The following is a 16,287-nucleotide window of genomic DNA, read 5'->3' on the forward strand; positions in this document are numbered from 1 at the left end:
GGCGGGCGCGCCGCCCCCCCCCCCCCGCCGCCGCCCCCCCCCCCCCCGGGGGGGGGGGGGGGCGCCCGGGGCGCCCCCCCCCCCCCCCCCCGGCGGGCCCCCCCCCCCCCCCCCCCTTTTGCTGGTCTGTGCGAAGTTTACTTCGTCACCTGACCGCGGATCTCGCCGCCTGGATTGGCCGCGGTGTGGATGTTGACGTAGAGCTTGCCGCCGAGCAGATCGGCGGCCTGCGCGTCGGTCAGTGTCGCCGAGCCCTCGGCCGGGCTGGTGGCAGCGCCGGGAATCGGGATCGCGACGCCGGCGTTCTTGCCGGGCTCGGCGGGTCCGTGGAAGTGCGCAGCGGTGGCGGGGCCGGACAGGCCGGAATAGGTGACTTTCCAGGACAGCTTCTTGCTGGCGGCGTCGTAGTCCAGATCAGCCGTTCCGGTGCCGCTGCTGGTCGTTGCGGGGACCTCGGACTTGGCGTCGAGCGTTGCTTTCAGCTTTTCCGCGCTGGCCGAACCCGCAAAAGCAACGGCGCCAAGCACTGACATGGCGATGACGATCTTGTTCATGGTTTTTCTCCCTGCTGAACCCGTTTGGGCTGCCAAACTTCCAACAGCCGGCATTTCAGTTTATTCCCGTTTCAGGCCGCGGTGGGCTAAATTCTTCGTGGCTGGAGCCGCGAGGGCATCGGTCATAAGCTTCGCCGCGACGACGAAAGGACCGCATGTTGCGACGAACAATCTCCGTGGCGCTGCTCGCCGCACTCGCTGCAGCGGGCGTCTATTGGTGGCTCAGCGCGCCGGTGGTGGCGGCCGCCGGCACCGCGCCTGCCCGCGTGCCTGATCTTGCCAATGGCCAGGTGATGTTCAACGCCGGCGGCTGCGCCTCATGCCATGCCGTCCCCGACCAGCCCGATCGTCTCAGGCTCGGCGGCGGCGTCGCGATCAAGTCGCCGTTCGGAACGTTCTACGCGCCGAATATCTCGTCCGATCCGACGGACGGCATCGGCAAATGGAGCGAGGCCGAATTCGTCAACGCGGTGATGCACGGGGTCGGGCCGGACGGGCGGCATTATTTTCCGGCCTTTCCCTACACGTCCTATCAGCACGCCAGGCGCGAGGACGTGCTCGATCTCTTTGCCTATCTGAAAACGCTGCCGGCCGTTGCAGGCAAGGTGCGCGACCACGACGTGCGCTTTCCGTTCAACATCCGGCGCAACGTCGGCATCTGGAAATTCTTATTTCTGGACGGCAAGCCCTTCGTCGCCAACAGCGCGAAGTCGCCGCAGTGGAATCGCGGCGCTTATCTCGTCAACAGTTTTGGCCATTGCGCGGAATGCCACAGCCCGCGCAATGCGCTTGGCGGCATCATCGCCGGACAACGCTTCGCTGGCGGTCCCAATCCGGAAGGCGAGGGATGGGTGCCCAACATCACCCAGAAGGGCCTCGGCGAGTGGAGCGCGAAGGATATTGCCTATTTCCTGAAGACCGGCGAATTGCCCGACGGCGACAGCGTCGGCGGCGCGATGACGCGGGTGATCAAGAACACCTCGCAATTGCCGGAGGACGATCTCGCGGCGATGGCGGATTATCTCAAATCGCTGCCGCCGGTGGACGGTCCGCCGCGTCCCAAGCGCAAGGAGGGCGGCGCCTGATCAGGCCCGCCCTTTTCCGGACGGTCAACTCGCGCCAAACGCCTTGAAGGTGATGATGGTGAGGGTGTCCTGGATGCCGGGCAGCACCTGCACCTTCTCGTTGACGAAGTGGCCGATATCGGTGTCGTTGTCGACGTAGAACTTCACCAGCAGGTCGTATTGACCGGCCGTGGAATAGATCTCGGAGGCGATCTCGGCTTCGGCAAGCGCATTGGCGACCACATAGGATTGGCCGAGCTTGCATTTGATCTGGACGAAAAAGGGAACCATCGCGGTCACTCCGAAAGCATATCTGGCGGCTAATAGGCCAAACCCGGCCGGATTTAGCAAGCGAACTTGCTGGGTTGAGGCAGGCGCGCTAGGACGGGCCATGGCTTCGAAAACGCGGAAAATCGCCCCATGACGACGCCCGTCGCGCTGACCATTGCCGGCTCCGATTCGAGCGGCGGCGCCGGCATCCAGGCCGACCTGAAGACCTTTGCTGCGCTTGGCGTCTTTGGCGCTTCCGCCATCACGGCGCTGACCGCGCAGAACACCCGCGGCGTCACCGGCATTCACGCGGTGCCCGCCGAATTCGTCACCGCGCAGATCGACGCGGTGTTTTCCGATCTCGAGGTCGGCGCGGTCAAGATCGGGATGGTGGCGCAAGCGGCCAGCATCGATGCGATCGCGGCCGCGCTGTCGCGCTGGGCACCCCGGCATGTCGTGCTCGATCCCGTGATGGTGGCGACATCGGGTGATCGCCTGCTCGCCTCCGAAGCCGTCGACGCGCTGCGCATCAAACTGATGCCGCTGGCCTCGGTGATCACACCCAATCTGCCCGAGGCCGCGGCTCTGCTCGACGAACCGGTCGCGGCCAGCGAGGCTGAGATCGAGAGCCAGGGGCGCCGACTGCTGGCGCTCGGTTGCCGGGCAGTCCTGATCAAGGGCGGGCACGGCGAGGGCGCCGAGAGCATCGACTATCTCGTCGATGCCAGCACCACGATCGCGCTCGCCGCGCCGCGCGTTGCCACTCGCAACACCCATGGCACCGGCTGCTCGCTGTCCTCGGCGGTCGCCGCCGGGCTCGCCAGGGGCGAGGATCTCGAGCACGCCGTGCGCAACGCCAAGACCTGGATCAGCGCGGCGATCGCGGCCGCCGACCGCTTCAGCGTCGGTCACGGCCACGGCCCGATCCATCATTTCCACAAATTTTACTGACGCCGCTCGCGAGCGCGCCGCAGTTCCGGGTTCTTGCGGAGGGCGCTGAGGCGCCATGTCGCCTGATTGTCGCATGCGACTGATATTCGCGGGGTGGGCGAGGCAAGCGCGATTCGTATCCGAAGGTGCCTCAAAGGTTCAATTGGTCATCCCCCTGTCACGGGACATTGTTACAGGCTGGCGCATGGGAAGTTACGATGTGAGTGACGAGAGCCCGGAGCGGCGCTTTCGCACGTTGTTCATCTCCGACGTTCATCTCGGAGCCCGCGGTTCTCAAGCCGACCTTCTGCTCGACTTCCTGCGTTTCCATGATGCCGACACGATCTATCTCGTCGGCGACATCGTCGACGGCTGGGCGCTGAAATCGAGCTGGCATTGGCCGCAATCGCATAACGACCTGGTCCAGAAGCTTTTGCGCAAGGCGCGCAAGGGCGCCAAGGTGATCTACATCCCCGGCAATCACGACGAGTTCCTGCGCAACTATTACGGCACGCATTTCGGCGGCATCGACGTGGTCGAGAACACCGTCCACACCGGTGCGGACGGCAAGCGCTATCTCGTCATCCACGGCGACATCTTCGACCTCGTGGTGCAGAACGCACGCTGGCTCGCCCATCTCGGCGACAAGGCCTACGACTTCGCGATCCAGCTCAATCGCTTTGTCAACTTCTTCCGGCGCATGTTCAAGGTGCCCTATTGGTCGCTGTCGCAATGGGCGAAGCAGAAAGTCAAGAACGCCGTCAACTATATCGGCGCGTTCGAGCAGGCGCTCGCCGCCGAGGCGCGGCGCCACGATGCCGACGGCGTGATCTGCGGCCACATCCATTACGCGGTGATCCGCGACGAGGGCGGTATCCGCTACATGAACTGCGGTGACTGGGTCGAGAGCTGCACGGCGCTGGTCGAGCACGACGACGGCCATTTCGAGATCATCACCTGGGCGGACCAGGCCGAGAAGCCGGCACAGGTCCCGCAGGTTGCAGCCAGAGCTGCATGACAAGGGCAGCCTGATGCGCATCCTGGTCGCGACCGACGCCTGGCACCCGCAAGTCAACGGTGTGGTTCGGACGCTGACCAAGCTTGCCGACGCCGCCAAAAGTCTCGACGTCGAATTCTCGTTCCTGACGCCGCAATCGTTCCGCACCTTTGCGATGCCGAGCTATCGTGACGTGCGGCTGGCCATGCCGCGCCCGGGCAGAATCGCGAAGCTGATCGAAGAGGCGCATCCGGACAGCATCCACATCGCGACCGAGGGGCCGATCGGCCTGATGGTCCGCCGCTATTGCCGCCAGCGCAAGCTACCCTTCACGACCAGCTTCCACACCCGCTTTCCCGAATATGTCCGCGCCCGCGTGCCGGTGCCGGGCTCGCTGATCTGGCGGGCGCTGCGCCGATTCCACAGCCCCAGCCGCGCCGTGATGGCGGCAACGCCGGCGCTTGCCTGCGAGCTGACCGAGCGCGGCTTCGACAACGTCGTGCTGTGGCCGCGCGGCGTCGACACCCATTTGTTCCATCCCCGCGCGATTGATCTGTGCCTGCCGGCACCGGTGTTCCTCTCGGTCGGCAGGGTGGCGGTGGAGAAGAATCTCGAGGCGTTCCTCGATCTCGACCTGCCCGGCACCAAGGTAATCGTCGGCGATGGTCCGGCGCGTGTCGCGCTGGAAGAGGCCTATCCGGACGCGATCTTTCTCGGCGAAAAGCACGGCGAGGAGCTGGCGGACATCTACGCGGCCGCCGATGTCTTCGTGTTTCCGAGCAAGACCGACACGTTCGGCCTGGTCCTGCTCGAAGCGCTGGCGAGCGGCCTGCCGGTTGCGGCGTTTCCGGTGAAGGGGCCCCGCGACGTGATCGGCGATGCGCCGGTCGGCGCGCTCGATCACGATCTGCGCAGCGCCTGCTTTGCCGCGCTGGACATCTCCCGGCAGGACTGCGTGGAATTCGCCGCCAACTACACCTGGGAGGCCTCGGCCCGGGCTTTTATCGACAGCATTTTGGCGGTCGGCGCGGTGCTGCCGGGCCGGAACGGGGCGGAGCCGGCGCGATTCGTCGCCTGAGGCCCCAGAATGCTCGCGCGGAGATGCCTTGCCCGCGCCTCATCCGCCGCGATAACATCGGGCATGACAGAACAGCTCCTCCCGATCGGCCCTGCCGATATCGATGCCGCAGCCCGCGTGATCGCACCCTTCGCCGTCCGCACCCCGCTGTTGTCCTTTCCCGTGCTCAACGAACGCGTCGGCGCAAAGGTCTATCTCAAGCCGGAGATGCTCCAGCGCACCGGCTCGTTCAAGTTCCGCGGTGCCTTCAACAAGGTCGCCTCGATCCCGCAGGACAAGCGCGCCGGCGGCGTGGTCGCGTTCTCCTCTGGAAACCATGCCCAGGGCGTGGCGGCGGCGGCCAAGATCCTCGACATGCAGGCGACCATCGTGATGCCCGCGGATGCGCCGTTGTCGAAGCGCGAGCGCACCAAATCCTACGGTGCCGAGGTCGTGCTGTACGACCGCGACCGCGACGACCGCGAGGCGATCTCGCGCGGCATCGCCGAGAAGCGCGGCGCGACGCTGGTCAGGCCCTATGACGATCCCTTCGTGATCGCCGGCCAAGGCACCGCCGGCCGCGAGATCGCCGAGGACATGGCGGCGCTCGGCCTCGCGCCTGACATCGTGGTGGCGCCGGCCTCCGGCGGCGGCCTGATCGCGGGCGTCGCGACGGCCGTGAAGGCGCGCTATCCGCTGGCGCAAATCGTCGTCGCCGAACCCGAGGCTTTCGACGATCACGGCCTGTCCCTGACCGCAGGTCATCGCGAGCCGCACGGGCCGGCAGGCCGCACCATCTGCGATGCGCTGATGGCCCTGATCCCCGGCGAGATGACGTTCGCGATCAACAGCAAGCTGCTCGCGCGCGGCGTGACCGCGTCGGACAAGGAAGTCGGCGCGGCCGTCGCGTTTGCCTATCGCGAGCTGAAGCTCGTGGTCGAACCGGGCGGAGCGGTCGGCCTGGCCGCGCTGCTTGCGGGGCGACTTGATGTTGCCGGCAAGAATGTCGTCATCGTGCTCTCCGGCGGCAATGTCGACGCTGATTTGTTTGCGGAGCTGGTGGCCTGATACTCTAAATCTTCTGACATGAAGAAGGGCAGAGCGTCACCGCTCTGCCCTTTGTCGTGTGTGGCCGACCGCGATCAGTGCATGAAGCCGCGGTGGTTGTTGCCGCCGTTGCCACCCTGGCTCTGGTTCATCGACTGCCGAAAGTTGTTGCCGCCATTGTTGACCATGCGATTGGTCTCGTTGAACTGCGGGTGGTTGTTGTTCTGCACCTGCACCTTGTTCACGGGGTTGTCGCTGATCTTGGCGCCGTTGTTGATGCGGATCGGGTTGTTCTGCGTCTGAACGTTGACGGGCTTCGTGTCGATGGTCGTGCCGCCCTTGCCGACATTCACCGGCATGCTCACGATCTTGCCTGGATTGCCACTGATTGTGCCGTTGCCAGTACCGTTCGGCGTCTTGTTGGTCGCAGGCAGCGTCACGATCTTGCCGATGCCGCCATTGTTGTTGGTGGTGTTGGTCGGCGCGGGCAGGGTGACGATCTTGCCCGGGGTCTGCGACGGCGTGCCGTTCTGCTGGTTGGGCTGGTTGTTGCCCGCCGGCAGGTTGACGATCTGGCCGCCATTGCCGAGCTTGCCGATGCCGTTGTTGTCGCCCGACTTCTGCACGATCGGCAAATTGCCGTTCACTTGCGCACCGCCATTACCCTGCTGCAGCGGCATGTATTTGGGCTGGCCGAGATTGCCAATCTTGAAGGTCGGGGCGATATTCTGCGGCGCCAGGAACTTGGTCGCCTGCATCAAGGGGATCTGCTTCGGCTGCATCTGGAGCTTGAGCGCGACCTGCGCATAGGGCGTGTTGCCGTAGCTGTCGTAGAAATTCTTGTATCCGAGCGGCGAGTTCGCGAGCACCGCCTTGTGCCAGGCCTGCGTGAGCAGCAGGTTGTTGAGCAGCCAGCGGACGTGGTCGCACAGCGGGTCGTGCGGATACATCGTGATGAACTCCTGATAGTACTCGGGCCGAGCTTCCGACACGACGTAGTCATAGGCCTGGCGGGTCGAGCGGCTCGGCAGGTTGGAGGCCATCTGCACGACAGGCGCATTCACGGGCGCGCGGTTGGCGGCGACAGCGGTGTCGCCGAAGAAGGTGAAGTCCGACGTCAGCGACGAGCTCTCCCACGGGATCTGCGCGCCGCTGGTGGTCTGGTTCACTTCGAGGCGCACGCGCTTGAACAGTTGCTCGATCGGCACGTTGGGCTCGCGCGCGACGTTCAGGAAGGCCTGCGTGTAGGGGCTGTGACCGCCGGTGCCGTCCTGCGCTTCCGCGCCCGGCGCGGTCGAGTAACCGACGATCGAACCGTTCGGCGCATCGACGATCGCCAAGCCGCGGCCGGCATCGTTCACGTTCGGAAACGGGTTGTTGCGGCAGGCATCGAGGATGACGATGCGCATGCGGCTCGGGATCGTCTCCAGCGTCGACATCACGTCGACCAGACGGACGGAGTTGTTGACGAGCTCGGTCTGGCTCGAGACCTTGGCGTCGACGGGAACGAGGTAGTTCTCGCCGGCGAGCTGCACGCCGTGACCGGCGTAGTAGACCATCGCCACCGTGTTCGGACCGCGCGCCGACACTTTGGCGGAGAAATCCTGCACCACGCGAAGCATGTCGTTCTGGGTCAGGTCGGTCGCGGCGACCACTTCGAACCCGGCCGAATTCAGGAACTTCGCCATCGAGTCCGCGTCATTGTCGGGGTTGGCGAGCTGCGGCGCGTTCTGGTAGTTCGAATTGCCGATCACCAACGCGACGCGCTGTTCCGGGCCTTGCAGCGCGGTGGGGGCCGGCTCGACCGGGGCGACTTGCGCGGAAACAGGGCCGGAGGCGAAGCCGAACAGGCTTCCCAAAAGGCCTGCAGTCATTAGGAAAGATTTTAGGCGGAACATGGCGTGCTCCTTTGGCACTGATCTCGATACGAGATTGGTTGCCGGCAAGCTTGGCCGCGTTCGACTTTGAGGTCCGTGATCGCCATCACCATGGTAGGCTGCGTGATCTGAATCACGCTTGGAACCCGCCAAGGTGGGTGCACGATGGGAGGACAGTCCGTCACATGCTGAAATCGATCGATCCGATCCTCACGCCAGATCTGCTCTGGCTGCTGGCGTCCATGGGCCATGGCGACGATCTCGCTTTCGTCGATGCCAATCACCCCTCTGCGCGCATCGCGCAGAGCACGCATTCGCAGCGCCTGATCCAGTTGCCGGGCATCAGCATGCAGACCGCGATTCGCGCCATCATGTCGGTCTATCCGCTCGACGATTTCGATCCCGATCCGGTCCGCGTGATGATGCCGGTCGACGATCCCAGCCGCGTCCCCGACGTGCAGCGCACGGTGCTCGCGGAGATCGAGCGTGCCGCCGACCGGCCCGTCACGCCCGGAAAACTCTCGCGGCCGGATTTTTATCGCGCGGCGGCGGCGAGCTTTGGCGTCGTACAGGTCGGCGACAGCAGCAGTTACGGATGCTTCCTGATCAGGAAGGGTGTGATCAGCTAGCAGCGCGCGATCGAATGATGCGGGACGGCGTCACGCGTGCTCGAATGGTCCGACCTCGCGGATCACCTTGCAGATCTGCAGGAAGCCGCTGGCGTAGAACTCGGCATGTCCCCGCTTCATCGTCTCGACATGTTCGGGGTGAGTGCGCCAGGCTTCGAGCGCTTCCTCCGAGGCAAAACGGAACACGGTGAGCTCCTCGCCGTCGTCGGCCTTAAACGACTTGACCGACACAAAGCCGGGAAGACGGCTGACGATGTCGTACATGCGCGCGCCGAGCCGGTCGTGTTCGTCGACAGAGGCGCCGTCACGCAATTGCAGATCGCCAATGACAATCACTTCGCCAATCATGTTTCCTTGACCCTCGGTGATGGATTTCCGTTCCCGATCTCTTCGGTTTCGCGATGGGCTTTGTTACATCGCCCACCCGAATTTTGAATGGCCTGCCGGCATCCGACTGTCTATGGTCGGTCCATGTCGCGCTTTATGTGTCTATCTGTCGCTATCGTCCTATCGCTGCTGCCGGCTGTCGCGCCGGCTGCTTCAATCCAAAAGCGTCCCAAGCAAGCCTGGCATGGCTACGGCTTCCTGCCGGGCTATCGCCAGCCGCTGAGCAACAGCATTCCGCTCTATAAGCAGAAGGAAGCGATGCGGCGGATGTCGCCTAGCGACCGACGCCATTGGTACATCGATCCAGTTCCGCAATATTACGGCTGGGATGGTGAGTGGCGCTATTTCGGCCGGCCCGGCTTCGGCGGCGGCCGCTACAATGGCGGCAGTTTTGGCCCGTGCTGGACGCGGACGCCGATTGGCGCGGTGTGGAATTGCGGATGAGGGGCTGAGCGCGCAGCGGCTAGGGGAAGCTGCGGACGACCTCGATCAGGCCGACGATTGCGGTATTGAAGGCATCGAGGTCCTCGGCCGGAATCCAGTACTCCAGATGTGAGCGGCCGCCCGCCTCCTGCACGTCGTACTTCGCGATGAAGCTGCGCTCGACCTCGAAACGTGTCACAAAGCCGAGCCGCTCGCCGGGACATTCCAATTGCGCGCGATCTTGATGGCGTAGTCTTCCGTCAGCACCGGATAGTAGATCGGCTGGTCCGGCAGGCGCGGCGGAAACGCGCGCATGCCGGATTGCTGGATCAGCTCCAGGTCTTTCGGTCCGACGGGACGCCAGAGGGTGAGGGTGTCTTCCACGGAGGACATAGCTGCGCCGCCTTACGAGAAGAACGCGATCTTCTCGGCCTGGGTCATGCGGCGGATTGGCGCCATGGGGTCGTTTGCGGCGGCGCGGGGCTTTTGCAGGATGCCGCTGGCGAGGATGGTGGCGCCAAGTGAGGCTTCCGGAACCGGCGACGTCATCGGCAGCGTCGTGGCCTGCGCCGCGCCGAATGTCGCGGTGGCCGCCATGACCGGCGCCGGCTGCTCCATCACTTCGGCGGCGGCTTCCGCAATGGCGTTGGTGAGGCGCGCCAGCGATTCCATCGCGATCGGCGCTTCCTCCACCGGCTCCTCCACCACCGCTGCGGCGGAGACTGGCTCGGCTGCGGCCGGCTCCGGTGCGATCGGCTCCGGTATCTCGGCTGCGATGGGCGCTGCGGCCTCCGCAACCACCGGTTCCGGAACGGTCGCTTCCATCTCGACCGGTTCGATGATCTCGTCGAATTCCGGATCGGGTGCGGCCATCTCCAGGGCGATCGCGTCGAGTATGGCTTCGTCCTCGGCTTCCGCTGCGGCATCGAGCGAAAATTCGTCCGTCACCTCCACGAAGGCCTCAGTGGCCGGCTCTTCAAAAGCGGCGGCTTCAGGTGCGATCAGGTTCTCGCCGACGGTCTCCGGCTTGAGCGCGGCGTCCATCGCCTGCTCCGCAACCGAGAATGCCTCGGCGACGCCGGCCGCTTCCACGGCGGCTTCGGGCTTGATCGCCTCTGCGATGTCCTGCGGCGCCTCCGTAAAAGCCACGGCTGCTTCGCTGGCCATCGCCGCAGGCGCGGCCTCCGCCAGCGGAGCTTCCGCAACAGGCGACGGTGTCTCCTGCACCGGAGCCGGCGAGGGGCGCGCGGCCTGCGGCGTTGCGTCAGCGTCGGTCTGGTCGATCCGGTCCTTGAGCAGGTCGAATGCGGCCTTGAGGTCGGCGCGGGGGTCGATGGTCGAAACCTGCGCGCAGGCCGCCTCGATGGAGGCGAGCTGCGAATCAATCAGGTCGCAGATTCGCCCGTCGGCGCCGATCTCGCGCCAGCGCCAGGAGATCTCCTTGATGATGCGCAGGCCGCGCGGGATCGGTGCGAGGCTCGCCTCGATCGCCCCCGGATCGAACGCCGCGATTGCGATCGTCTCGGCTTCGCGGATCGCGTGCCGGATCGCGACCAGCGCCTCGGGCAGCCGGTCCTCGACGACGGGTTGGCGCTGTGCCGCAAGGGTTTCTTCGATTTTCGCGACAGCGTCGAGCACCATGCGGGTGTCGGCATTGCGGTTGCGCTTGGCGTATTCACCAAGGAACCAGCGGCCGCGCGCGGTCTCCAGGAAGGCTTCGCGGATCGCGTCGTAATCCTGCTCGTTCGGCTCGGCCGCACGGGCAGACATAGGCGAGAGGGCGAATGCTTCGTTGGCCATGTCAATCTCGTCGCGCAAATCACCGCGCGTTACAGTAACGATCACCACGATATCGACCGAATCGCAATTGGTTTGATGGCAGGCGAATCACAAATCCCCATCGCAGCAGCTCGGAAGCGGCGATTCGCCATGAGCCTCGCGCTGTTCTACTCGGCCGTGTTCGCGGTCTCGGGGACGCATCTGCCGTTCTTTCCGGTCTGGCTGAAGGCGATCGGCATCGACGCGGCCTGGATCGGCCTCATCAACGCGCTGCCGGCGATCACGCGCTTCACCACGCTGCCGCAGATCACCGCCTTTGCCGAAAAGCGACATGCGATTCGCGCCGGCATGATGATCTCCGTGCTGGCGACGGCGATCGGGTTCACGGCGGTCGGCTTGCAGCAGCAGCCGTTGGCGCTGTTCCTGATCTATGCGCTGACCTGCATGATGTGGACGCCGACCATGCCGCTGACCGACGCCTATGCGCTGCGTGGCGTCGCCCGCTACGGGCTCGATTACGGGCCGGTGCGGCTGTGGGGTTCGGCAGCCTTCGCGGCCGGCTCGCTCGCCTGCGGCTATCTCGTAGACCACATCGCGGCGCGCGATCTGATCTGGATCATCGTCGCCTGGGCCGTGATTGCGGTCGCCGCCGGCATGCTGCTCCAGCCGCTCGACGATGTCAGGCGAAGGACGACAGCGGCGCACGCTGGCAAGGCGCTGCTGCGCGATGCCGGCTTCTGGGCCATCATCGTTTCGGCTGCGCTGATCCAGGGCAGTCACGTCGCGTATTATACATTCTCGGCCATCAACTGGCAGGCCCAGGGCCTCGGCGGGCTGACGATCGCGGGCCTCTGGACGTTAGGGGTGATCGCCGAGATTGTCATCTTTGCGCTGTCGCCGCGCTTCTCGCTGCATCCGTCCTCGCTGATGGCGATCGGGGGCGCGAGCGCGGTCGTGCGCTGGGTCGTCACCGCGCACGATCCGCCGCTCGCGCTATTGGCGATCGTGCAGCTCGGCCACGGCCTGAGCTTCGGGATGACCATTCTCGGCACGATGAGTCTGCTGGTGCAGCGCGTGCCGTCGCATCAGATCGCGCGGGGGCAGGGCTACTACGCCGCGTGCAACGGCCTGTTGGGTGCGACCACCTCGATCGCGTCAGGCGCGATCTACGCCCGCATCGGCGATGGCCTCTATTACGTGATGGCCGCGATGGCCGCTGCCGGCGCGCTTCTGATCTGGTCGACGCGGCACCGGCTGAAAGCTCATCCCCACAGCGAGGCATCAGGCGGATAGATCAGGCTGTCGTCGTAACGAAGGCCATGATCGCGATCGTGCGCCAGCAGCAGCGGACCGTCGAGATCGACGAAGCGCGCCTGCGGCGTCACCAGCATCGCCGGGGCCATCGAGAGCGAGGTCGCGACCATGCAGCCGATCATGATTTCGAAGCCGAGCGCCTGAGCGGCATCGGCCATCGCCAGCGCCTCGGTGAGGCCACCGGTCTTGTCGAGCTTGATGTTCACGGCATCGTAGCGCTCGCGCAAGGGAGCGAGCGAGTTGCGGTCGTGCACGCTCTCGTCGGCGCAGACCACGAGCGGCCGCTTGATCCGCGCCAGTGCGTCGTCTTTGCCCGCGGGCAGCGGTTGCTCGACCAGGGTGACGCCGACAGCCTCACAGGCCGCAAGATTGTGCTCCAGATTGGCCTCGGTCCAGGCCTCGTTGGCATCGACGATCAGTTCGGATTCGGGAGCGGCCTTGCGCACCGCGGCGATCCGCTCCCCGTCGCCGTTGCCGCCGAGCTTGATCTTGAGCAGCGGCCGGTGCGCCGCTTTGGCGGTCGCCGCCGCCATGGCCTCGGGCGTTCCCAGCGAGATCGTGTAGGCCGTGGTGCGCTCGCCCGGCAACGGGCGGTCGAGCAGGCTCCAGGCCCGCAAGCCCGCCGCCTTGGCTTCCAGATCGATCAGGGCACAATCCAGGGCGTTGCGGGCCGCCCCGGGCGGCATGGCGGCTTGCAGGGCCTGGCGGGTGAGGCCGCGGGCCACGGCCTCCTGCATGGCCTGGATGGCGGCAAGGGTCGCCTCGGGCGTCTCGCCATAGCGGGAATAGGGCACGCATTCGCCGCGGCCCGTCAGGGCGTCCCGGCTGACCTCGGCCACGACGGTGACGGCCTCGGTTTTGGCGCCCCGGCTGATGGTGAAACTGCCTGCGATGGGAAAGCGCTCGATTCGCGCGCCGAGAACCGGAACTTTGCTGGAAGTCATTTTGAACTCTGGCGAAATCTGAACCTGCTGGTTACCTCTAGCAACTAAGGTTAACCAGTTGGGGATACCTTCTCCGGGTAAGGGCGCGTGCGCAACCATCTGATTTTAACCGTTTCTCGCGCCCCGGCACGGGAGCGGACGTCTTGAACGGCGATCCGAAGCTGGAACGGATTGCGAAGGGCAATGCGCTGGCACTCTGCGCCACCGGAACCTGGACCGCGAGCTTCGCGCCGGTCCTGGAGCGGATGGTGGCTGACGCCGAGAAGCTTGCCGGCGGCCCGCAAAGCATCTTCATCGACGTGTCCGAGGTCACCAAGCTCGACACCTTCGGCGCCTGGCTGATCGAGCGGCTGCGCCGCAGCCTGACGCAGGGCGCCGTCGAGGCGCAGATCGCCGGCCTTTCCGCCAATTATTCGAGCCTCGTGGACGAGGTGCGACGGGTCAGGGCGACGCCCGTCGTCGACACCAGCACGATCACCATCACCGGCATGCTGGAGCAGATCGGCCGGACCGTGGCCGGGGTTGCCGGCACCGTCGCAGGCCTGATCGATATGCTCGGCGCGGTGCTCGCGGCGGTCGCGCGCACCCTGATTCACCCGCGCTCGTTCCGCCTGACCTCGACCGTGCACCATCTCGAGCAGGTCTGCTGGCGCGCGGTGCCGATCGTGGTGCTGATCACCTTCCTGATCGGCTGCATCATCGCCCAGCAGGGCATTTTCCATTTCCGCAGGTTCGGCGCCGACATCTTCGTCGTCGACATGCTCGGGGTGCTGGTGTTGCGCGAGATCGGCGTGCTGCTGGTCGCGATCATGGTCGCCGGCCGCTCGGGCAGCGCCTACACGGCCGAGCTCGGCTCGATGAAGATGCGCGAGGAGATCGACGCGCTGCGCACCATGGGGTTCGATCCCATCGAGGTGTTGGTGCTGCCGCGCATGCTGGCGCTGGTGCTAGCGCTGCCGATCCTGGCGTTCCTCGGCGCGATGGCCGCGCTCTATGGCGGCGGTCTCGTCGCTTGGCTCTACGGCGGCGTCGATCCCGAAGCCTTCCTGCTGCGCCTGCGCGACGCCATCTCGATCGACCATTTCATCGTCGGCATCGTCAAGGCGCCGGTGATGGCCGCGGTGATCGGCATCGTCGCCTGCGTCGAGGGCCTCGCCGTGCAGGGCAGTGCGGAATCGCTCGGACAACACACGACGGCCTCGGTGGTGAAGGGCATCTTCTTCGTCATCGTCATGGATGGCGTGTTCGCCATCTTCTTCGCCTCGATCGGGATGTGACGATGGCAGGCGAGATCCAGAACCCCATCATCCGCGTCCGCGACATCACCGTGCAGTTCGGCGCGACGCGCGTGCTCGACGGGCTCGACCTCGATGTCAAGCGCGGCGAGATTTTGGGCTTCGTCGGTCCTTCCGGCGCGGGCAAGTCCGTGCTGACACGCACCATCATCGGCCTCGTGCCCAAGGTCGCAGGCAGCATCGAGGTGTTCGGCGTCGATCTGGATGCCTCCAATACGTCGCAGCGTCGCAACGTGGAGCGGCGCTGGGGCGTGCTGTTTCAGCAGGGCGCGCTGTTCTCCTCGCTCACGGTGCGGCAGAACATCCAGTTTCCGATGCGCGAATATCTGCGGGTGTCGCAGCGGCTGATGGACGAGATCACCATCGCCAAGCTCACCATGGTGGGTCTCAAGCCCGAAGTGGCCGATCGCTTTCCCTCGGAACTATCGGGCGGCATGGTCAAGCGCGTGGCGCTGGCGCGCGCGCTGTCTCTCGACCCGGATCTCGTCTTCCTGGACGAGCCGACCTCGGGCCTGGATCCGATCGGCGCCGGCGACTTCGACGAGCTGGTCAGGACGTTGCAGCGGACTTTGGGGCTGACCGTTTTCATGGTAACCCACGACCTCGATAGCCTTTACACAGCATGTGACCGCATCGCCGTTTTAGGCAACGGTAAGATCATTGCGGCAGGGTCGATCGCCGACATGCAGGCCTCGCAGCATCCCTGGCTGAGGCAATATTTCCATGGCAAGCGCGCTCGCGCGGTGATGGGCTGAGGTGCCGGAGTAGCTGATGGAAACGCGCGCAAATTACGTGCTGATCGGGTCGTTCACGCTGGCGGTGATCGCCGCCGCGATCGGCTTCGTGCTGTGGTTTCAGTCGCTGCACACCACCAAGCAGCGCAGCCCCCTGCGCGTCGTGTTCGAGGGCCCGGCCGCGGGCCTGCGCAACGGTGGCAGCGTCAATTTTAACGGTATCAGGGTGGGCGAGGTGGTCTCGGTGAAGCTCGACAACCCGCGGCGGGTTGTCGCACTCGCCATGGTCGAGAACAACGCCCCGATCCGCAAGGACACCCTGGTCGGCCTCGAATTCCAGGGCCTGACCGGCGTCGCCGCGATCTCGCTCAAGGGCGGCGAGGAGGCAGCGCCTGCGCCGCCGCTCGACGAGGACGGCATCCCCACGCTGACGGCCGATCCCAACAAGCTCCAGGACGTCACCGAGGCGATCCGCGGCACGCTGCAGAACATCAACAAGATCGTCGCCGACAATCAGGAATCGGTGAAGAACTCGCTGAAGAATCTCGAGACCTTCACCAACTCGCTCGCCCGCAACTCGGAGAAGATCGACGGCGTGATGGCCAAGGTCGACGGCGTCATGCTCAAGGCCGACAGCCTCATGCTCGGCCTCAACACGCTCGCCGGCGGCAAGGACGGCGGCGAGCTGTTTCTGGCGGTGAAGTCGATCCGCGAACTGGCCGACGATTTCGACAAGCGCTCCGGCGCATTGATGATCGACGGCCGCCGCACGCTCGGCGACATCAGCCGCGCGGTCAACAATTTCGACCGCAACCCGACCCGCGTCCTGTTCGGCGCCAGCAACAGCGCGCCGCGGGGGGGGGGGGCCCCCCCCCCCCCCCCCCCCCCCCCCCCCCGGGCGGGGGGGCGGGGGGGGGGGGGGGGCCCCCGGGGGGGGGGGGGGGGGGCCGGCCCGGCGCGGGGGGGGGCGGCGCGGGGGAGGGGGG

Annotated in this window: 17 protein-coding genes and 1 pseudogene; 11 read left to right on the top strand and 7 right to left on the bottom strand. The window is 65.7% G+C overall.

From position 1 onward, the window contains the following. Positions 1-137 precede the first annotated feature (137 nt). Entirely contained in the window at positions 138-554 is a 417-nt protein-coding gene (locus AC0L30_RS36945; RefSeq protein WP_007602019.1) for a CHRD domain-containing protein, read from the bottom strand. A gap of 155 nt (positions 555-709) precedes the next feature. On the opposite strand from AC0L30_RS36945, the gene AC0L30_RS36950 reads away from it, so the two are divergent. Then, entirely contained in the window at positions 710-1,639 is a 930-nt protein-coding gene (locus AC0L30_RS36950; protein ID WP_007602020.1) for a c-type cytochrome, read from the top strand. Positions 1,640-1,663: 24 nt separating this feature from the next. Here the strand turns inward: AC0L30_RS36950 and AC0L30_RS36955 are convergent, their stop codons facing one another. Continuing rightward, on the bottom strand, positions 1,664-1,909 hold the full coding sequence (locus AC0L30_RS36955; protein ID WP_007602021.1) for an Lrp/AsnC ligand binding domain-containing protein: 246 nt from the start codon (positions 1,907-1,909) through the stop codon (positions 1,664-1,666). Positions 1,910-2,038: 129 nt separating this feature from the next. Here AC0L30_RS36955 and thiD point away from each other — a divergent pair, with 129 nt between their 5' ends. The 4 genes from thiD to AC0L30_RS36975 all read left to right on the top strand — a co-directional run bounded on the left by thiD (position 2,039) and on the right by AC0L30_RS36975 (position 5,940). Continuing rightward, a complete protein-coding gene (gene thiD / locus AC0L30_RS36960; protein WP_007602022.1) occupies positions 2,039-2,839 on the top strand; it encodes a bifunctional hydroxymethylpyrimidine kinase/phosphomethylpyrimidine kinase in 801 nt (266 codons plus the stop codon). 184 nt (positions 2,840-3,023) lie between these two features. After that, positions 3,024-3,836: a UDP-2,3-diacylglucosamine diphosphatase gene (locus AC0L30_RS36965; RefSeq protein WP_007602023.1), complete on the top strand. Its 813-nt coding sequence runs from the start codon at positions 3,024-3,026 to the stop codon at positions 3,834-3,836. Between the two features lie 13 nt (positions 3,837-3,849). Beyond that, positions 3,850-4,893 carry a glycosyltransferase family 4 protein gene (locus tag AC0L30_RS36970; protein WP_007602024.1) on the top strand — a complete coding sequence of 348 codons (1,044 nt, stop codon included), beginning with the start codon at positions 3,850-3,852 and terminating at the stop codon, positions 4,891-4,893. A 63-nt stretch (positions 4,894-4,956) separates the two neighbouring features. Then, positions 4,957-5,940, top strand: coding sequence for a threonine/serine dehydratase (locus tag AC0L30_RS36975; RefSeq protein ID WP_035994560.1), 984 nt, complete (start codon positions 4,957-4,959; stop codon positions 5,938-5,940). Between the two features lie 74 nt (positions 5,941-6,014). On the opposite strand, the gene AC0L30_RS36980 is transcribed toward AC0L30_RS36975, so the two are convergent. Beyond that, positions 6,015-7,817, bottom strand: a complete 1,803-nt coding sequence (locus AC0L30_RS36980) for a caspase family protein (protein ID WP_007602026.1) — start codon at positions 7,815-7,817, stop codon at positions 6,015-6,017. A gap of 164 nt (positions 7,818-7,981) precedes the next feature. Here AC0L30_RS36980 and AC0L30_RS36985 point away from each other — a divergent pair, with 164 nt between their 5' ends. Continuing rightward, positions 7,982-8,425, top strand: coding sequence for an RbsD/FucU family protein (locus tag AC0L30_RS36985; RefSeq protein ID WP_007602027.1), 444 nt, complete (start codon positions 7,982-7,984; stop codon positions 8,423-8,425). A gap of 30 nt (positions 8,426-8,455) precedes the next feature. On the opposite strand, the gene AC0L30_RS36990 is transcribed toward AC0L30_RS36985, so the two are convergent. Then, entirely contained in the window at positions 8,456-8,773 is a 318-nt protein-coding gene (locus AC0L30_RS36990) for an antibiotic biosynthesis monooxygenase family protein (protein ID WP_007602028.1), read from the bottom strand. Positions 8,774-8,896: 123 nt separating this feature from the next. Here AC0L30_RS36990 and AC0L30_RS36995 point away from each other — a divergent pair, with 123 nt between their 5' ends. After that, positions 8,897-9,256 (top strand): hypothetical protein, encoded by a 360-nt coding sequence (locus AC0L30_RS36995; RefSeq protein WP_007602029.1) that lies wholly within the window; start codon positions 8,897-8,899, stop codon positions 9,254-9,256. Between the two features lie 19 nt (positions 9,257-9,275). Here the strand turns inward: AC0L30_RS36995 and AC0L30_RS37000 are convergent. Both AC0L30_RS37000 and AC0L30_RS37005 read right to left on the bottom strand, forming a co-directional pair. Further along, a pseudogene (locus AC0L30_RS37000) lies at positions 9,276-9,628 on the bottom strand (ADP-ribosylation/crystallin J1). 12 nt (positions 9,629-9,640) lie between these two features. Then, a complete protein-coding gene (locus tag AC0L30_RS37005) occupies positions 9,641-11,035 on the bottom strand; it encodes a hypothetical protein (protein WP_007602032.1) in 1,395 nt (464 codons plus the stop codon). Between the two features lie 75 nt (positions 11,036-11,110). Here AC0L30_RS37005 and AC0L30_RS37010 point away from each other — a divergent pair, with 75 nt between their 5' ends. After that, positions 11,111-12,307, top strand: a complete 1,197-nt coding sequence (locus AC0L30_RS37010) for an MFS transporter (protein ID WP_007602033.1) — start codon at positions 11,111-11,113, stop codon at positions 12,305-12,307. Here AC0L30_RS37010 and dgcA read toward each other — a convergent pair. Then, on the bottom strand, positions 12,277-13,272 hold the full coding sequence (dgcA, locus tag AC0L30_RS37015) for an N-acetyl-D-Glu racemase DgcA (protein ID WP_007602034.1): 996 nt from the start codon (positions 13,270-13,272) through the stop codon (positions 12,277-12,279). The genes AC0L30_RS37010 and dgcA overlap by 31 nt on opposite strands. Positions 13,273-13,415: 143 nt before the next feature. Between dgcA and AC0L30_RS37020 the strand changes: the two genes are divergently transcribed. The 3 genes from AC0L30_RS37020 to AC0L30_RS37030 form a co-directional block, all read left to right on the top strand. Beyond that, complete coding sequence (locus AC0L30_RS37020) at positions 13,416-14,549, top strand: MlaE family ABC transporter permease (protein ID WP_007602035.1); 1,134 nt, start codon at positions 13,416-13,418, stop codon at positions 14,547-14,549. 2 nt (positions 14,550-14,551) lie between these two features. Further along, positions 14,552-15,322, top strand: a complete 771-nt coding sequence (locus tag AC0L30_RS37025) for an ABC transporter ATP-binding protein (RefSeq protein ID WP_007602036.1) — start codon at positions 14,552-14,554, stop codon at positions 15,320-15,322. 16 nt (positions 15,323-15,338) lie between these two features. Next, on the top strand, positions 15,339-16,287 hold a 949-nt coding region (locus AC0L30_RS37030), incomplete at its 3' end, for an MlaD family protein (protein WP_473406358.1).

Source organism: Bradyrhizobium sp. MI1.11 (assembly GCF_055811255.1).